General features: G+C 68.2%; 12 protein-coding genes. 6 read left to right on the top strand and 6 right to left on the bottom strand.

Annotation, left to right across the window (positions count from 1 at the left end; all coding sequences use genetic code 11):
* Window positions 1–1,167 (top strand): metallophosphoesterase (locus AC1RTA_RS14730; RefSeq protein WP_492785140.1); only part of this gene is annotated, 1,167 nt, incomplete at its 5' end.
* A 128-nt stretch (window positions 1,168–1,295) separates the two neighbouring features.
* Here the strand turns inward: AC1RTA_RS14730 and AC1RTA_RS14725 are convergent.
* Together AC1RTA_RS14725 and AC1RTA_RS14720 are read right to left on the bottom strand one after the other, a co-directional pair.
* Window positions 1,296–2,903 (bottom strand): methyl-accepting chemotaxis protein, encoded by a 1,608-nt coding sequence (locus tag AC1RTA_RS14725; protein ID WP_492785139.1) that lies wholly within the window; start codon window positions 2,901–2,903, stop codon window positions 1,296–1,298.
* Window positions 2,904–3,125: 222 nt separating this feature from the next.
* The gene (locus AC1RTA_RS14720) at window positions 3,126–6,890 is read right to left on the bottom strand and encodes an autotransporter outer membrane beta-barrel domain-containing protein (protein WP_492785138.1); all 3,765 of its coding nucleotides are present in this window, start codon (window positions 6,888–6,890) and stop codon (window positions 3,126–3,128) included.
* 312 nt (window positions 6,891–7,202) lie between these two features.
* On the opposite strand from AC1RTA_RS14720, the gene AC1RTA_RS14715 reads away from it, so the two are divergent.
* From AC1RTA_RS14715 to AC1RTA_RS14705, 3 genes are all read left to right on the top strand, one after another.
* On the top strand, window positions 7,203–8,057 hold the full coding sequence (locus tag AC1RTA_RS14715) for an alpha/beta hydrolase (RefSeq protein WP_492785137.1): 855 nt from the start codon (window positions 7,203–7,205) through the stop codon (window positions 8,055–8,057).
* Between the two features lie 133 nt (window positions 8,058–8,190).
* Complete coding sequence (locus tag AC1RTA_RS14710; RefSeq protein WP_492785136.1) at window positions 8,191–9,180, top strand: TraB/GumN family protein; 990 nt, start codon at window positions 8,191–8,193, stop codon at window positions 9,178–9,180.
* Between the two features lie 564 nt (window positions 9,181–9,744).
* Window positions 9,745–10,467 (top strand): MgtC/SapB family protein, encoded by a 723-nt coding sequence (locus AC1RTA_RS14705; RefSeq protein WP_492785135.1) that lies wholly within the window; start codon window positions 9,745–9,747, stop codon window positions 10,465–10,467.
* Window positions 10,468–10,479: 12 nt separating this feature from the next.
* Here AC1RTA_RS14705 and AC1RTA_RS14700 read toward each other — a convergent pair whose 3' ends face one another.
* The gene (locus AC1RTA_RS14700) at window positions 10,480–11,397 is read right to left on the bottom strand and encodes a LysR family transcriptional regulator (protein WP_492785134.1); all 918 of its coding nucleotides are present in this window, start codon (window positions 11,395–11,397) and stop codon (window positions 10,480–10,482) included.
* A 133-nt stretch (window positions 11,398–11,530) separates the two neighbouring features.
* Here AC1RTA_RS14700 and AC1RTA_RS14695 point away from each other — a divergent pair, with 133 nt between their 5' ends.
* Complete coding sequence (locus tag AC1RTA_RS14695; RefSeq protein WP_492785133.1) at window positions 11,531–12,286, top strand: SDR family NAD(P)-dependent oxidoreductase; 756 nt, start codon at window positions 11,531–11,533, stop codon at window positions 12,284–12,286.
* 102 nt (window positions 12,287–12,388) lie between these two features.
* Here the strand turns inward: AC1RTA_RS14695 and AC1RTA_RS14690 are convergent, their stop codons facing one another.
* The 3 genes from AC1RTA_RS14690 to AC1RTA_RS14680 form a co-directional block, all read right to left on the bottom strand.
* Window positions 12,389–13,342: a c-type cytochrome gene (locus AC1RTA_RS14690; protein ID WP_152089453.1), complete on the bottom strand. Its 954-nt coding sequence runs from the start codon at window positions 13,340–13,342 to the stop codon at window positions 12,389–12,391.
* Between the two features lie 36 nt (window positions 13,343–13,378).
* Entirely contained in the window at window positions 13,379–14,113 is a 735-nt protein-coding gene (locus AC1RTA_RS14685) for a c-type cytochrome (RefSeq protein WP_152089454.1), read from the bottom strand.
* Window positions 14,114–14,313: 200 nt separating this feature from the next.
* Window positions 14,314–16,404, bottom strand: coding sequence for a c-type cytochrome (locus tag AC1RTA_RS14680; RefSeq protein WP_416242710.1), 2,091 nt, complete (start codon window positions 16,402–16,404; stop codon window positions 14,314–14,316).
* 198 nt (window positions 16,405–16,602) lie between these two features.
* Between AC1RTA_RS14680 and AC1RTA_RS14675 the strand changes: the two genes are divergently transcribed.
* Window positions 16,603–17,165: NAD(P)H-dependent oxidoreductase (locus tag AC1RTA_RS14675; protein ID WP_492785132.1), on the top strand; the 563-nt coding region annotated here is incomplete at its 3' end.

The following is a 17,165-nucleotide window of genomic DNA, read 5'->3' as shown; positions in this document are numbered from 1 at the left end:
GCCCCGGCCACACCGCCCGCTGCTGCGGCCCAGCCCGCCCTGCCCGGCCGCCTGCGCCGGGCCCTGTGGCGCGTGCTGCCGCTCATGGGCGGCCTGCATGCCTACATCGGCTGGCGCCTGTTGCCGTCGCTGGATCTGCATCCCGCCGCCCTGGCCCTGGCCATTGCCGGGCTGGCCCTTTCCGCCTGCCTGGTGCCCCTGGGCCTGCTGGGCCGCTTTGTCACCGACAACCCATCCCTGGCGGACCGGCTCAGCTGGCTGGGCAGCCTGGCCATGGGCCTCTTCTCTTCGGTGCTGGTGCTGACCCTGCTGCGGGATGTGGGCCTGCTGCTGGCGGGCGCGCCCTCCCTGGCGGCGCCCACGGCCCTGGCGGTGGTGGCTGCCGCCGGCCTGTTCACCCTTTTCGGCTACGTCAATGCGCGGCGGGTGGCCCGCATCGTCCGGGTGGAGGTGCCGTTGGCCGGCCTGCCGCCGGAACTGGAGGGCTTCACCATCGTCCAGCTCAGCGACATCCACGTGGGGCCCACCATCAAGCGGGACTACGTGCAGGCCATCGTGAACCGGGTCAATGGGCTGGAGGCCGATCTGGTGGCCATCACCGGCGACGTGGTGGATGGCAGCGTGGAACATCTAGGGGAGCACACCGCGCCCCTGGGCCAGCTGCGCAGTCGCCACGGCAGCTATTTCGTCACCGGCAACCATGAATACTATTCAGGCGCTGGGGCCTGGATGGCGGAGTTCGAGCGCATCGGCCTCAAGGGGCTGCACAACGGCCACACCGTCATCGCCCACCATGGCTCCCGCTTGGTGCTAGCCGGGGTGACGGACTATTCGGCCGGCGCCTTCGATGCGGCCCAGACGAGCGACCCGGCGGCGGCCCTGGCCGGCAGCCCGCCGGGGCTAACCCGCATCCTGCTGGCCCACCAGCCCCGCTCGGCGCCGGCTGCCGCTGCCGCCGGCTTCGACCTGCAGCTTTCCGGCCACACCCACGGCGGCCAGTTCTGGCCCTGGAATTTCTTCGTGCCCCTGCAACAGCCCTTCACCGCCGGCCTGCACCGCCTGGGCCGGCTGACGGTTTACACCAGCCGCGGCACCGGCTACTGGGGCCCACCCAAGCGCCTCGGCGCTCCCTCTGAAATCACCGTGCTGCGGCTGGTGCGGGCTTAGGAACCGGGCTGGACGTGGGCTGGTAGCCCGTCCCGCAGCGACAAAAAAGGCGCCCATGGGCGCCTTTTTCCTTGCTGCTTCAGGTGCTGGTTACGCCGCGGTGAGGCTCGGGCCCCACCCCTTGGCCCTCACACCCGGTACTGGGCCACCACCTGCTGCATCTCCTGGGCCAGGTGGGCCAGTTCGCCGGCGGTGTCGGAGGTGGATTGGGCGGCGGCGCTGTTCTCCTCGGACATCTGGGCGATCTTCTCCACCTGCTGGGCGATGGCGGTGCTGGCCACGCTCTGCTCCCGGATGGCGTCGGAAATGTCGCCCACCATATCCACGGTGCGGCGGGAGCCGTCGCCGATCTCCTGGATCGCCTGATTGGCCTGCTCGGCCCGGGAGACGCCGGTATCCACCCGCTCCACCACGGCATGGATGCCCTGCACGGCAGCCTGGGCGCCGGCCTGCATTTCCAGGATGGTGCTGGCGATTTCCTGGGTGGACTGGGTGGTGCGCTCGGCCAGCTTGCGCACTTCATCGGCCACCACGGCGAAGCCCCGGCCCTGCTCACCGGCACGGGCGGCTTCGATGGCGGCGTTGAGGGCCAGCAGGTTGGTCTGGTCCGCCACTTCCTTGATCACTGCCACCACGTTGTTGATGCGCTCGCTTTGCTGCTCCAGCCGGCTGATCTGCTCGGAAGCGTGGCGCACTGTTTCGGCGATGCTGTTGATGCCGGCCACGGTGTCGCCGATGATGCCCTCGCCCTTGTGGGCCAGCTCGCCGGAGGCGGTGGAAAGCTGGTTGGCCTCGCCGGCCCGGTCGGCCACGTGGTTGATGCTGACGGTCATCTCCTCCACCGTGGCGGCCATGCTGGAGGCGGCTTCGCTCTGGTGGCCGGAGGCGATGGACATTTCGTGGGAGGCGTTGGCCACCCGGTTGGCGGCCGTATTGACGGCCTCGGTGTGGCTGCTGATTTCCCGGAAGCTGGCCTGCAGACGGTCCAACAGGCGGTTGAAGGCGGTGGAGGCCTGGGCCACTTCATCGCTGCCCCGCACCTCGAGGCGGCCGGTGAAATCCAGGTCGTGCTCGATGCGCTTGAACATGGTCACCATATTGCCCAGGGACTGCTCCACATGGCGGTAGACCAGAAAGCCCAGGCCGGCCACGCCCAGGGTGGCCAGCACCATGACGATCATGGAGACCACCTTGCCGCTGCTGTAGGCCTCGGCCGCCTTGCGCACCTCCTGGGTGGCCAGTTCCTCGTTGTACTTGATGTGGGCTTCCACGTTGTCGGCGATGCGGCGGCCCAGGGCCCCGGCCAGGACCGCATCCTCCTTCGCCTTGTCCACCTGGCCGGCGCGGATGGAGGCCATCTGCCGGTCGATCAGGGAAAAGTACTCGGCCAGCATGCGCTTGGAGTTTTCCAGGTACTCCTTGTCCTTGTCGTCGCTGACCAGGGGCTCATAGCCCTTGACGTAGCCCTGCAGCCGCTCCCGGTTGTTCATCACCTGCTGGGCCAGGGCCGGCCGCTCGGCGTCGGGGCTCATGATGTAGGTGAGCATGAAGGTGCGCAGGCGGAAGAAGGAGGACTCCATGTTGGCCACCATGCGGATGCTGGGGATGGAGTTTTCGTTGGCGAACTCGAGGTTGGCGTTGATGGCGCCCATCTGGCGCAGGCCGAAGGCGCCGACCACGACCAGTCCGGCCACGGCGATGAGAATAAGGATGGCGAGGCGCTTGGCGATCGTCATGACGGCTCCTTTCGGGAGAGCGGGTTGGCATTGGAGTTTGGTTTATGACCTAAGTCATAAGCCCTATGACTCGCGTGCATTATGTCCGTTCAATTCCCGACATACCTGATGCCAAGCTGACGAAGCCGCTTATTTGCACCAACCTAGTAATCACCCTGGGTCGGCAAAGAAAAAGGCCGGCCGGCACCCTGGGGGCACCGGCCGGCCTGATTCTGGCGCTGCCTAGAAGGCCCAGCGCAGATTGACGGAGGCGCTGCGGTTGTTGAAGCCCTGGCGGTGTTCGCCGTCCACCCGGCCGATGATCTCCAGGCCGCCGGCGGTGAGCTTGGAGAGGCCCAGGCCGGCACGGACGATCCAGGGGTCGGACTCGACGCCGTTGGTGATGAAGTAGGAGCCCGGGGCGCCGGCATAGGCGGCGGTGACGGCGGCCTGCTGATTGCGCAGGTCGTAGGCGGCGCCCAGGTTGGCGAGAAGGTTGATGCCGTTGTCCAGGCGGTGGGAGAAACGGGCGTCGGCGGAGAGGAGAATCTGCTCCACGTCCTGGCGCTTGACCTGCAGGTTGAGGGCGCCGGCGCCGCTTTCCTGGTAGCTGGCGTTGCGCATCCAGGTGTAGTCCAGGCCCACGGAGGGCGCCACCACGGTGCGCTCGGAGAGCGTCAGGTTGCGGGTCAGGCGCAGGCCGGCGTGGGCGGTGTAGGTGTCGAACTTGGAATGGGCGGAGACGCCGGCGAAGCGGATGTCGCGGATGCCCCGGTTGCTGTTGTAGCCCCCGTCCACCTGCCAGCTCAGTTCGGTGCCGGGCGCCAGGTTGCGGCTGCCGTAGCCGATCAGCTGGTAGAGCTTGACGCTGGCGTTGTGGGGGGCGACGGCGGAGCGGTTGTCCACGCTGGCGTCGGCATAGGCCAGGGCGACGCCCAGGCGGTCGGCGTCGGACACCTGGCCGTCCAGGCCGAAGACCATGCCGGCGGTGCTGGCGTGGTAGCCGGCGGAGCCGTTGCTGTCGGCCTGGGTGGCGCGGGAGCCGAAGGGCTTGATCCAGAACTGGCGGTCGGCGAACTGGCTGTCGCCGGAGGCCATGCCGGTGACGGCGGCCACCCGGTTGTTGATCAACTGGCCCACGTTGGCGATGACGCTCTGGGAGGCCAGCACGTTGTTGCCGGTGAGCAGGGGCAGGCTCTGGGAAACGGCCCGGGAGACTTCGCCGGCGGAGCTCAGGGGCGCGAACATCAGGCTCAGCTGGCTGGTGGGATTCTGGGCGATGAGGGCGTCGAGCACGGCGCCGGCGCCGCCGCCCTGGCTGTTGCCGGTGCTCTGCAGGGCGCTGCTGACGGCGTTGTTGCTGGCGGCCACCAGAAGCAGGTCCACATCGTTGCTGCCGTATACCGCCCTCAGGTTGAACAGGGTGCTGTTGTCGGTGATGCTGGAGAACTGGCCGGAAACACCGCCGGTGGCGGTGATCACCGAATTGAGGCGGTCCCCCAGGGTGAGGGGGCTGCCGCTGGCCACGTCCACCGCCAGGGTGCCGTTGAGGCTGGCGCTGCCGGTGACGGAAAGCTGGCTGTACTGGCCGGCGCCGGTGCCATTGACGCCCAGGCGCAGGGTGCCGTTGCCAGCCTGGGTGTAGTTGCCGCCGACGCTGAGAGTTTTGTAGCTGCCGCTTTGTTCGGGCACCGAGAGGGTGCCGGAATTGCTGATGTTGCCGCCCACATTGCTCTGGCCGGCAGTCAGGGTGCCGCCGTGGGCCACCGTCACATTGCCGCCCAGGGCGGCGCTGTTGGCCAGGCTGAGGCCGGCGCCGGAGGCGATGCTGGTGCTGCCGGTGAAGGTGTTGACCGCCGTCAGCACGGTGGTGCCGCCCAGCACCTTGATGTTGCCGGTGCCGGCGATGACGGAGGAGAGCTGGTAGTTGCTGTCGGTGTGGTTGAGCACCAGGGTGCCGCTGCCGGCGCCCAGGGTGATGCTGCCGCTGTGGATGGTGCCAGCGGCCGCCGCGGCGCTGCCCTCCTCGGCGCCGATGCTGAGGGTGCCGGTGCTGCCGGCGCTGTGGGCGATGACCAGGCTGCCGGCGGTGATGTCGCCGCCATCGCTGAGACTCAGACTGCCGTTGCCCTGGGAGCCGACATGCAGGGTACCGGTGGTGGTCCAGCCGCTGCCACTGCCGCTGATGAGCACGGTGCCGGTAGAGCCGGCCTCGTTGGCCACGTAGCCTCGATTGCTGCTGAGGGTGCCGCCGCTGCTAAGGGTCAGGGAGCCGGTACCGAAACGACCCACGTTGAAGTCGCCGCTGGCGGTGAGGGAAGAGCCGCTGCCAGTGATCACCGCCGTACCGGTGGTGCCGGCCAGGTCGCCCAGGATGGTCTGCACGGAAGTTACCGTACCGCCACCGCTGATGGTGAGCTTGCCCTTGCCGCCGCTGCTCTGGCCCACGAAGAGGTCGCCCTGGTTCTCCCACTGGGAGCCGCTGCCGGTAACGACCACTTCGCTGACGCCGTTGCCCAGGGTGCCGATGAAGCCATCCACATTGGTCACCTTGCCGCCGGTGCTGACGGTCATGGTGCCCTGGCCTTCGTTGCCCACATAGAGGTTGCCGCTCATGGTCCAGGTGGAGCCGGCGCCCGTCACCAGCACCGAGTTGTTGGTGCTGCTGCTCTGCCAGCCCACCAGACCGCCGGTGGAGGTCAGGGTGCCGCCGTTCTGCACCGTCAGGGTGCCTTTGCCGAAGTTGCCCACGCCCAGGCGGCCGGAAATGTTCCAGGCGGCGTTGTCGATGGTGACGCTGCCGACGGCATTCTGGCTGTCGCCGATGCTGCCGGCGGTGCTGGTCACCAGGCCGCCGCTCGAGATATTGAGGGTGCCGGTGCCGCCCGGATTGGCGGCATCGGTGATGTCGCCGCCCACCCGCAGGGAACCGCCGATCCCCCAGGAGGAACCTGCGCCGCTGACGTTGACGGTGCCGGTGGAGCCGGCGTAGCGGGCCAGGGCCGTATCGCCGCTACTGACTGTGGCGCCGGAGAGAATGTCGAGTTGGCCCTTGCCGTAGACGCCGACGAAAAGGCGGTCGCTGTTGGTCCAGGAGCTGCCGGCGCCGGTCACGGTGACGCTGCTGGTCAGGCCGTTGCTGGCGCTGCCGATACTGCCGACCGCGTTGCTGACGTCGCCGCCGGCCGAAATGGTCAGGTTGCCCTGGCCGCCGCTGCCCACCACCAGATTGCCGCTGCCCATGTTCCAGGTGCCGTTGATGGTGGCCGTGCCGCTGCTGCCGCCATTCAGGCCGAGAACGCCGCCGGAAGCGCTGGTCAGGGTGGTGCCGCTGCCCACATCGAGGGTGCCCGTTCCCGAGTTGCCGATGTAGGCATAGCCGCCGCTGGTGGCGGTGGAACCGCTGCCGCTCAGGATCAGGCTGCCGTTGGTACCACCGGTGGAACCCAGGTAGAAATTACCTGCCGAAAGGCTGGCACCGCTCCGCACATCGAGCACGCCGACGCCGTAGTTGCCGATATGGAGATCGCCGCTGTTACTCCAGCTGGCACTGCTCCCTACAACGGTCACGCTGCCGGAGGTGGTAGGCGTGCCCAGGTTGTTGCCGAGCAGGCCGGAAGTGGAATTGAGAGTCCCCAGAATGAGCAGGATGCCATTGCTGCCACCGCCCACCACCAGGGTCTTGGCGTGGGCCGCAGTGAAGGAGTCAATGACCGGAACACTGCCGGTGGCCACGCTGACCAGGGCGTCGTCGCCGGCGGTGGGTACCGCGCCGGACCAGGCCCAGTTGCCCGCCGTCGCCCAGTCGGAACTGACGCTGCCGTTCCAGTTGCCGTTGACGGCCTGGGCCGCAGGCATGCCGAGGGACAGGCACAGGGTCGCCAGCCAGCGCCGCGAGTCGGCACCGAAGCAGGCCTGGATGGCGGCAGCCAGGGTCTTGCGCCGCGCGGGAACGAAGGCACGCAGGGAGCCACGCCGGGCCTGCTTCACCGGAAGGTACTTAGTCATCATCAATGGACCTGAAACGAGAACGGGCAAGAAAAATGCGAGCCGGCAACTCGGCGCACACGAGGGACCTGGCACAACGGCGGTGGCTACCGACTGCGGCCCGACGCGAATCTCCACGCCGCCAGACAATGCCATTGCGTTATGTCGTCGCGATTGTAAACAAATGTCAGAAGCTTGAAGCTGTCATTTCCTGTTATTTTTTGTAAAGACGCGCCTTATGCGCCCCGATTACGCCAGACGGCTCCGCCACGATGACATTTTCATGCCATCATCGGGTTTTCGCCTGACCACTCCGCGCCGATACCCATGTCCGTGAAATACCGATTCGTGCTCGTCCTCCTCAGCCTGGCCCTGGGCGCCTGCACCGCCCTGCCCTCGCCCCGCGAACGGCAGGACCATGCCGACAACCTGGCGGCCGCCAGGCAATGGCAGAAAGGCACGCTCACGGCAGCGCCCTTCACCCTGCGCACCTACGAACCCGTGACGCCCCGCCAGGGGGACACCCTGGCGGTATATATCGAGGGCGACGGCCTGGCCTGGCTCAATCCCAGCCAGCCCTCGGCCGACCCCACCCCGGTCTCGCCCCTGCTGCTGCAACTGGCCCTGGCCCAGCGGGAAGGCAAGGCGGCCTACCTGGCCCGGCCCTGCCAGTACGCCGAGCCCGGCGCGGCGCCCTGCGCGCAGCGCTACTGGACCGACGGCCGCTTCGCGCCGGAGGTGATCGACGCCATGGACCGGGCCCTGGACCAGCTGAAGGCACGCCAGGAGGCCCGCACCCTGGTGCTGGTGGGCTACTCGGGCGGCGGCGCCGTGGCCGCCCTGCTGGCGGCCCGCCGCAGCGACGTGGCCCGCCTGGTGACCATCGCCGGCAATCTGGACCACCGGGCATGGACCACCTTCCACCGGCTGACGCCCCTCGATACCTCCCTCAACCCGGCCGACCAGGCGCAGCGGCTTGCCGCCACCTCCCAGATCCACTGGATCGGCGGGCGGGACACGGTGATGCCGGCGGAACTGGCCCGCCGCTGGCCGGCGGCCCTGCTGGGGCTGCGGCAGGAAAATCTGAAGCTGGTGCCCGAGGCCAGCCACGGCCAGGGCTGGCCCGATCCGCGCCAGACGCCGGAATTTCCCCTCGGCCCCAGAAGCAACGGCAAGCCCCTGCCCTGAGAGCGGCCACCAGCGCCGCCCTCAGCCCCCCTGCCGCCCCGACCGTACTTGCCAACGCCCCCGGTCGGGGGACAATGCCGATTCCCCTTTGCCGCAATCTGCCAACACCGCCACGCCCGCCATGTTTCCCGCCATGTCTCATACCTCACGCCTGTCGCCCCGCGCCCGCTGCCGGACCCTGCTGTTTGCCGCCGTCGCCCTGCTTCTCTCCTTCCAGGGACTGGCCCAGACGCCGCCGGACTGCCCCGCCACCCAGCACGCGCCGCCCTCGGCGGAGGAGACCCGGGAATACCTGAAGAACGCCCGGGACCACGGCTTTCTCTGGCGCATCGAGAAGGACGGGCGTGCTTCTTACCTCTACGGCACGGTCCACGTGGGCAAGCAGGAATGGCTCTACCCGGGCCCCCTGATGCGCCGGGCCATGGCGGAGACGGACACGGTGGCCCTGGAGATGGACGTGCTCGACCCGGCCATCGCCGCCCGCATCCAGCAGCTGATGCTGTTCCGCAAGGGGCCAAAACTGCCGGCCGGGTTGCAGGAGCGGATCCGTCGCCAGGCAGAGGCCTCCTGCCTGCCCTACGCCGCCATCGCCGCCCTGTCGCCGGAACTGCAGGTGGTGACCCTGACAGTGATGCTGGCGAAGAAGGAAGGGCTGGACCCGGCCTACGCCCTGGACGTGATGCTGGCCGGCTTCGGCCACGGCACCAAGCGCCCGGTGGTTTCCCTGGAGGAGCCGGAATTGCAGATGAAAGCCCTGCACATGAAGACGCCCCGGGAGACCCAGGCCTTCGTCGAGGCCAGCCTCAATTCCCTGGAGTCGGAGAAGGCCCTGGGCGCCCTCAAGCGTCTGGCCAAGGCCTGGGAGGAAGGGGATTACGCCACCATGGCGGACTACCCCGCCTGGTGCGAGTGCATGGAAACGCCGGTGGAACGCAAGGCCATGCAGCGCCTGCTCAACGAGCGCAACCCGGACATGGCCAAACGCATCGACCAGCTGCACCGCCAGGGCAGCCGGGTCTTCGCCGGCGTCGGCAGCCTGCACCTGTTCGGCCCCACCGGCCTGCCCGCCCTGATGCAGAAGAAGGGCTACACGGTGGAACGGATCGACTTCGCCCGGCCCTGAAGGCGGCGCCGTCAGGACCATGGCACTATCCTGGGCCGCCCATTGGGCGGCCCTTTTTCTGCCACCGGAACGCCATCACCCCCGACCGCGGCATGGTGGAGCCGGGCCCGATGCCGAGCCCGCCAGCCCCGCCCATACGGCAGTCCCTGATGCATGCCGGGCGCCGCGGCCGGAACACATTTCTGTCACTTTACTTTCATACAGTTACGTTCCAGAATCCGCCGGTTTTCTTTTTTCGCGGAGCGCCCCTGTGGGCCCATGTTCGAGTGACAGTACAGCGCCGGTCCCCGTGACCGGAGCAGCCTCGGCCGGATAACGCGCAGCCTCCCCTGCCCTTATCCCGCCCCGGCGGGATGCGGCAACCCAAGCCTGATTGACGATTCCCAGGCTTGCCCCCTCCCTTTTCGTACCTTATCGCCAGCCGCGCCCGTGCAGACGAGTTCCAGCCCGTGCGCCCCCTTGCCCTTGCCGGCCCATGGCAGGACAAGGCTGCGGCCATGGGTGCGGCAGGCGGTCCCGTCCTCGTTCGCGGGTTGCCGTGGGGCACCATTTTTGGAGCACGCCATGACCCTGCAAGCCATCGACAACATCAACCTGGTCTCCCTGGCCGACTCGACCCTGAGCCTGACCACCGCCTTCGTCCTGGGCAGCCTGATCGGCCTGGAACGGCAGTACCGGCAACGTACCGCCGGCCTGCGCACCAATGTGCTGGTGGCCGTGGGCGCGGCCATTTTCGTGGACCTGGCCAACCGCCTCAACGGCCATGCCGGCGCCATCGGCGTCATTTCCTACGTGGTGTCGGGGATCGGCTTTCTCGGTGCCGGCGTCATCATGCGGGAGGAAGGCAATGTGCGCGGACTCAACACCGCCGCCACCCTGTGGGGCTCGGCCGCCGTGGGCGCCTGCGCCGGCGCCGACATGCTGCTGGAAGCCCTGCTCGGCGCCACCTTCGTCCTGGCCTCCAACACCCTGCTGCGGCCGGTGGTGGACCGCATCAACCGCCAGCCCATGGACACCCTGGCGGTGGAAGTGACCAATACCGTCTATGTGATCGCCCGGCAAAGCCACCAGAAGCAGGCCCTGCATCTGCTGGAAAACGCCCTGGAGGCTGCCGACTTGCCCACCCGGGACCTGAAGGTGCACGCCTTCGGCGACGATGCGGTGGAAATCGAGGCTGTCCTCGCCGCCAATGCGGTGGACGGCGAGCACCTGGAGCGGCTCACCCGGCAACTGGCAGAACAGCCGTTCATCTCCCAGGCCTTCTGGAGTCCCAGCACCACGGAATGAAGCCGGCGCAGCCTAGGCCGGCATTTCGGCCCGGCCGTAATCTGCCACCACCGCCACCAGCCAGTCCGTGAAGACCCGCACCCGGCGCGGCAGGTGGCGGCGGTTGGCATAGAGCAGATGCACCGGCATGGGAGGGGCGTTGAACCCGGGCAGCACCGGCACTAGCAGACCTGCCTGCAGCAGGGCCTGCATGCCCGCCAGCGGCACCTGGATGAGGCCCAGGCCGGCCAGGCAGGCGGCGGTGTAGGCGTCCGAATTGTTCACCGTCACCGCCCCGGCCATGGGGATGCGGCGCAGCTCTCCGGCCCCGTCCACGTACTCGAAGCCGGGGGACTTGCCCCCCAGGATGGGGACGTAATGGATCAGCCGGTGGGCGGCCAGGTCTTCCAGGGAATGGGGCGTGCCGTGCCGTTCCAGGTAGGCCGGGCTGGCCAGGTTGAGCTGGCGCAGCTGGCCCAGGGGCCGGGCCACCAGGGAGGAATCCCCCAGGGCGCCCACCCGCAGCACGCAGTCGAAGCCTTCCCGCACCAGGTCCACGCGGCGGTCGGTGCTGCTCACTTCCACCTCCAGCCCCGGGTGCCGTTCGAGAAACTCCGGCAGCCGGGGCATGACCGCGTGGCGCGCCGTCCCGGCCGGCATGTCCACCCGCAGGCGGCCGCTGAGCTGGGCTTCGTCGCGGCGGAACATGGTCTGCAGTTCCTCCATGTCCGCCAGCAGGTCCCGGCTGCGCTCGTAGTAGGCCTGGCCGTCCTGGGTCAGCTGCACCCGGCGGGTGGTGCGGTGCAGGAGGCGGGCGCCGAGCTGGCTCTCCAGCCGTTGCACGGCAGCGGAAATGCTGGCCTTGGGCAGGCCCAGGCTGTCGGCGGCCTGGGTGAAGCTGGCCAGTTCGGCCACCCGCAGGAAGATTTGCATGGCGTCGAGCTGGTCCATGGCGCCCTCATTGTCTATGAATGACGAACAGTCTAAACAAATACCGCGTATTTATCCGACACTTTTCGATCAATAGACTGGCTTCCACGGTCGGCCCCAAAGCCGGCCCTCCCCCACCTTCAAGGAGCCAGACATGACCAAGATCGCACTCATCACCGGCGGCAGCCGGGGCCTGGGCCGCAACGCCGCCCTCAAGCTTGCCGTCCGCGGCGTGGACATCATCCTCACCTACCGCAGCCGGGCCGACGAGGCGGCTGCCGTCGTCGCCCAGATCGAGGCCCTGGGCCGCCGTGCCGTGGCCCTGCCCCTGGCGGTGGATGAAGCCGCCGGCTTCCCCGCCTTCGCCGAGGCGGTGCGCCAGGCCCTGGCCGGGACCTGGCAGCGGGAGCGTTTCGACTTCCTGGTGAACAACGCCGGCATGGGCATCAACGCCGCTTTCGCCGAGACCACGGAGGCCCAGTTCGACCTGCTCATGAACACCCACCTGAAAGGGCCCTTCTTCCTCACCCAGGCCCTGCTGCCCCTGCTCAACGACGGCGGGCGCATCCTCAACGTCTCCACCGGCCTGGCCCGCTTCGCCCTGCCCGGCTACGCCGCCTACGCCAGCATGAAGGGCGGCATCGAGGTGTTGACCCGCTACCTGGCCAAGGAACTCGGGCCCCGGGGCATCGCCGTCAATGTGCTGGCCCCCGGCGCCATCGAGACCGACTTCGGCGGCGGCGCCGTGCGCGACAATGCCCAGCTCAACGCCTTCATCGCCGCCCAGACCGCCCTGGGCCGGGTCGGCCAGCCGGACGACATCGGCCATGCCGTGGCCGCCCTGCTGTCGGAAGAGACGGGCTGGATCACTGCCCAGCGCATCGAGGCTTCCGGCGGCATGTTCCTCTGAGCAAAAAAAAAGCAGCCGTCCCTGGAGCGGTACGGCTGCGAAAAGGAAAGGGGGCTGTCATGGCCCCTTTCCGGGGGTTGGGAATAAGGGAAACAGCCGGGCCTACTGCACGCCCTGCCCCAGCTTCTTGCCGTTCACCACCACGCCGTAGAGATTGACGCCGTCGTCGGCGTGGTAGCGCTTGCGGGTCTCGTCGATGCTGCCGTTGATCAGGCGCGGGTCCTGGGGCCGCTCGTGGGAGTTGATGTAGGCGGCCACGTCCCAGGCCTCCTGGTCCGAGAGGGTCTCGCCCCGGCCCAGGGGCATGTTGTGCTGGATGAAGCCGGCGGCGGTGTTGATGCGATGCATGCCGGCGCCCCAGTTGTAGGAGTCCTTGCCCCACAGGGCGGGGAAGACGGAGGTGACGCCCACCTTTTTGCCCTCGCCGTTTTCGCCGTGGCACAGCTGGCACTGCTTCTCATAGACCGCCTTGCCCCGGGCGATGTCGTAGCCGCCCTTGGGCGGCGGCGGCTCGTCGAAGCCCCGTCCCGGCAGGGCCTTGCCCGTGGGAGCGCCGGTGGACAGCCAGTAGGCGTAGGTGGTGAGGGCGGTGAGGATTTCGCTGTCGGCCGCCGGCGGCTTGCCGTTCATACTGAACTGGAAGCAGCCCTGCATGCGCTCCACATAGGTATTCACCTTGTTGTTTTTCTTGCGGTAGGCCGGATACATGGGATAGGCCGCCCACAGGGGCGCCGAGTTGGCCTTGCGGCCCCGGTCGATGTGGCAGTTCACGCAGTTCATCTCGTTGCCCACGTACTCGGGCGCCAGGGCCTTGGTGTTCATGAACAGGTCCTGGCCCCGGCGCACCAGCTCGCCGAAGGCGTTGTTGGGAATGTCGGTGTCGGCCGGGGGCTGGAAGTACTGCTGGCTCACCGGCTTGGCCGGAGCCTTGGGCAACTGGGTCTGGTCGTCCAAGCGGGAATTACGGGGAGTGTTAGCGGTGTCGGCTGCCTGGGCGACACCGGCAAACAGGCAGATGCTGCCCAGCAGGGCGGCAAGAATCTTGGCGTTTTTCATGGCGGGAATCCTTTCGATGTAGGGGGAACGTTCGTCTCAGCGCAGGCGATGCTGGCTTTCGTCGAAGGCTTCCTTGGATTCCCCCAGGCCGGCGAAATAGTCGGCCACGGCCTTGATCTCGGCTTCGCTCAAATCCACGGCGATATGGGCCATGAGCCCGTTGGGGTCGTTGCGACGGCTGGGCGGCACGGCGGCCACCGCCTTGGTTTTGCGGGTCGCGGCCACGGCCTTGGTGCCGCGCCAGGCCTTCAGCTGGTTCTCGATGTAGAGGGCGGACTGGCCTGCCAGGGGCGGGAAGGTGTCGCCCACGCCGACGCCGGCGGGACCATGACACAGGGTGCATTCGGGGATGTTGCGCTCCCAGGCGCCGCGCAGGGCGATCCAGGCGCCGCTGCCGGGGTGGGGCCGCTCCACCGGGCCGGGCTTGATATTGACCTTGGGCAGCTCGGCGTAGGCCTTGGCCACGGCGGCCACTTCCTCAGGCGTGAGGGACTGGGCGATGGGCTGCATCACCGCATTCTCCCGGCGGCCGGCCTTGAAGTCGGCCAGCTGCTTGGCGATGTAGGCCTCGGGCAGGCCCGCCAGGCGCGGAAAGCCGGCGGCGGCCATGCCCTTGCCGTCGGTGCCGTGGCAGGTGATGCAGGGCATGGCCGCCGGATTGGCGCCGCCCTTCTGCATGATGTCGCTGCCGTCGACAGCCTGGGCCGACAGGGGCAGCAGCGCCGGCAGCAACAGGAGGCCGGACAGCAGCGGGGTAATCAGTTTTCTCATGGGGTATCTCCTCTCGAAGTTCGGGAATGAGTGACGGAGCGGTCGGGCGCTCTCTATTCTGAATGCATATGCAGATGGCTGGGGGTCGGGTTTCTCCTCGGTTACGTCAATCCCGATCCGGCCCCAGGAAAAAAGCCGCCCCGGGAGGGGGCGGCAGCCTCAGGCTCAAGGCGGGTCGGAAAGCTGGATGAAGGGGGGCCTCAGTAGCGGGCGTCCTCCGGCTTCTTGTCCTTGGGCCAGTCCTTCACCTTTTCGGGGAAGTCCGGGCGGGGCTGGTGGCTGAAGTACTCGGCCACGTCCAGGGCCTCCTGGTCGGAGAGGCCGCCCTGGCCCAGGGGGAACTTGCCGTGGAAACCGATAGGCATGTTGCGTTTGACGAAGGCGGCGGCGGTATAGGTGCGGGCCATGCCGGCGCCGATGTTGAAGGACTCGTCGCCCCACAGCGGCGGATAGACCATCTTGCCGTCGGCGGACTTGAGGCCTTCGCCGTTCTCGCCGTGGCACACGGCGCACTGCTCGGCGTAGATCTTCTTGCCGTTGTCGCTGTTGGGCTTCAGGGAACGGTCGATCTTGCCGATGCCGCGGCCCGGCACCTTGTCCTCCGGCTTGGTGGCGCCCTTCATCCAGTCGAAGTAGGCGACCATGGCCTTCATGTCCGCCGACTCCACGGGCAGGGGCTTGCCGTTCATGGAGCGCTTGAAGCAACCGTTGATGCGGTCCTCCAGGGTGATGATGCGGCCGGCCCGGGGCGCGTAGCTGGGGAAGAAGGCAGAGACGCCGACGAAGGGCGAGCCGTCGGCCACGGTGCCGGCATTGAGGTGGCAGCTGGTGCAGTTGAGCTGGTCGCCCACATGGTTGGGCAGCAGGTCCTTGGTTTCCAGGTGCAGACGCATGCCGCGCACCAGCTGTTCGGCGTTGGGCTTGGCCAGCATGTCGGCCAGGCGCGGCGTCTCGAACTTGCTGCTGTCGATGGCCTTGGGGTCCTGCTTCACCACTTCGGCCCGCATCTTCTTCACCTGGGAGGCGGTCACGGCTTCGCCGCCGTTGCCCCAGCTGCTGCGGACGAAGGTGATCAGTTCGGCCAGTTCCTGGTCGTTGAGGCGGGCAAAGCCGGGCATGGTGAATACCCGGGGATGGGCCGCCGTAGAGGCGGTCTTCCAGCCGGTGAGGGTGATGTGCAACAGGGTGGCCGGGTCCTTCGCCGTCACCGCCGGGTTGCCGGCCAGGGGCGGGAAGATCTTGCTGACGCCGTTGCCGTCCTGGCGGTGGCAGTCGCCGCAGAACTGCACGTAGGCCAGGCCGCCGCGGGAGCTGAAGAGATTGCCCGGCACCTTGCCCGCCACCTCGCTGCGGGGCACGCTGGGGGCCGGCAGCTCATGCTCGCCCGGGGGCAGGGACTTGAGATAGGTGGCGATGGCCACCAGGTCCTCGTCCTTCACGTGCTGGGTGCTGTGGTGGATGACCTCGGCCATGTTGCCGGAGGCGGTGGCGAAGCGGTTCTGCCCGGTCTTGAGGAACAGGGCGGTGTCCTCCACCGTCCACAGGCCGCGCAGGCTCAGGGCGCGCCAGGATTCCACGGTCTCCCCAGCGAGGAAGTGCTTGCCCTTGCTGCCGGCGTCGCTCATGGCCTTTTCCTGGAAGGCGATACCCCGGGGCGTGTGGCAGGCGCCGCAGTGGCCCAGGCCCTGGACCAGGTAGGCGCCCCGGTTCCAGGTGGCGTCCTTGCCGGCGTCGGGCTGGAAGGGCGTGGCGTCGAGGAAGGCCCAGTTCCACAGGGAAAGGCCCCAACGCTGGTTGAAGGGCCAGCGCATGGCGGTGGGCTTGTTGGCCTGCTTCACCGGCGCCAGGCCCTGCATCAGGTAGGCGTAGAGGGCCTGCATGTCCTCGCCGGTCATCTTGGCGTAGGAAGGATAGGGCATGGCCGGGTAGAGATTGTGGCCGTCCGCCGCCACGCCCTTGCGCATGGCACGATCGAACTGGGCGAAGGTGTAGTTGCCGATGCCTGTTTCCTTGTCCGGCGTGATGTTGGTGGAGAAGAGCACGCCGAAGGGCGTGGCCAGTTCCCGGCCGCCGGCCATGGACTTGCCGCCTTCGGCGGTATGGCAGGCAACGCAGTCGCCCAGGCGGGCCAGGTATTCGCCCCGGGCGATCTGGCCGGCATCGGCGGCTTCGGCCCGGCCCAGGCCGGCGGCGGCCAGGGCGGAGAGGAGGAAGGTGGCGGCGGCGCTGCGCCACAAGCGCGTCAAGGCGCCGGCCGGCGCCCCTGCAGGCACGGATGGGACATGGGTCATGGCTGTACTCCCTGTACTTGGTTTGTTTGGGGTCAAGTCTAGGGAGGGTGCCCCGCCGCGCCTATTCGGATATCCGGTTAGGGCCATAACCGAAAGTGACTATTGCCGGCGGCTGCCTAAACCGCATGTCCTGGGCGCCCCGACCTGCCTCCCCGCTGCACATCGCCATTTCCCCGGCCCCGGGATCATGGCAACATCATGCCAATTCCATTCCCCCGTCCTCCCATGCAGCCGCCCACCACACCCGCCGCTGACCGCCGCATCCTCATCCTCGACGCCACCCCCGACGACGACGGCCCCGACCGCCGGGTGGCCGACCGGCTGGCCGCCCTGGCCACCGACAGCGGCGCCCTGATCAGCCGCTTCCGCCTGGAAGAGGTGCGCCTGGCCCCCTGCCTGGGCGACTTCGAATGCTGGACCAAGACCCCCGGCCTGTGCCGCACCCAGGACGACGCCAACGCCATCGCCAAGGCCTTCCAGCAGGCCGACCTGGCGGTGATGGTGACTCCCCTCTTCCACGGCGGCTACCGGCCCTCCCTCAAGGGCGCCCTGGACCGGCTGCTGGGCGTGATCCACCCCTTCTTCCACGAATCCGTCGGCGTCACCCGCCACCAGCCCCGCTACGAGCGCTACCCGGCCATGCTCTTCGTCGGCCTGGAAGCCGCGCCCGATGCGGCGGCCCGGGAACTGTTCGCCGCTTTTGCCGGCGGCAACGCCATCAACCTCATGGCCCCCCGTTTCCACACCCTGGTGCTGGCCCC

The sequence above is a fragment of the Azospira sp. MPR-E4 genome (assembly GCF_058809645.1).
Note: the sequence above shows the minus strand (reverse complement) of the source record. Positions and strands in the feature narration are given on the sequence as shown.

Excerpts from the sequence above, each read along its gene's own strand:
- AC1RTA_RS14720 (WP_492785138.1), bottom strand. The coding sequence starts at position 6,890 with ATGACTAAGTACCTTCCGGTGAAGCAGGCCCGGCGTGGCTCCCTGCGT.
- AC1RTA_RS14680 (WP_416242710.1), bottom strand. The coding sequence starts at position 16,404 with ATGACCCATGTCCCATCCGTGCCTGCAGGGGCGCCGGCCGGCGCCTTG.
- AC1RTA_RS14690 (WP_152089453.1), bottom strand. The coding sequence starts at position 13,342 with ATGAAAAACGCCAAGATTCTTGCCGCCCTGCTGGGCAGCATCTGCCTG.
- AC1RTA_RS14725 (WP_492785139.1), bottom strand. The coding sequence starts at position 2,903 with ATGACGATCGCCAAGCGCCTCGCCATCCTTATTCTCATCGCCGTGGCC.
- AC1RTA_RS14685 (WP_152089454.1), bottom strand. The coding sequence starts at position 14,113 with ATGAGAAAACTGATTACCCCGCTGCTGTCCGGCCTCCTGTTGCTGCCG.
- AC1RTA_RS14705 (WP_492785135.1), top strand. The coding sequence starts at position 9,745 with ATGACCCTGCAAGCCATCGACAACATCAACCTGGTCTCCCTGGCCGAC.
- AC1RTA_RS14710 (WP_492785136.1), top strand. The coding sequence starts at position 8,191 with ATGTCTCATACCTCACGCCTGTCGCCCCGCGCCCGCTGCCGGACCCTG.
- AC1RTA_RS14695 (WP_492785133.1), top strand. The coding sequence starts at position 11,531 with ATGACCAAGATCGCACTCATCACCGGCGGCAGCCGGGGCCTGGGCCGC.
- AC1RTA_RS14700 (WP_492785134.1), bottom strand. The coding sequence starts at position 11,397 with ATGGACCAGCTCGACGCCATGCAAATCTTCCTGCGGGTGGCCGAACTG.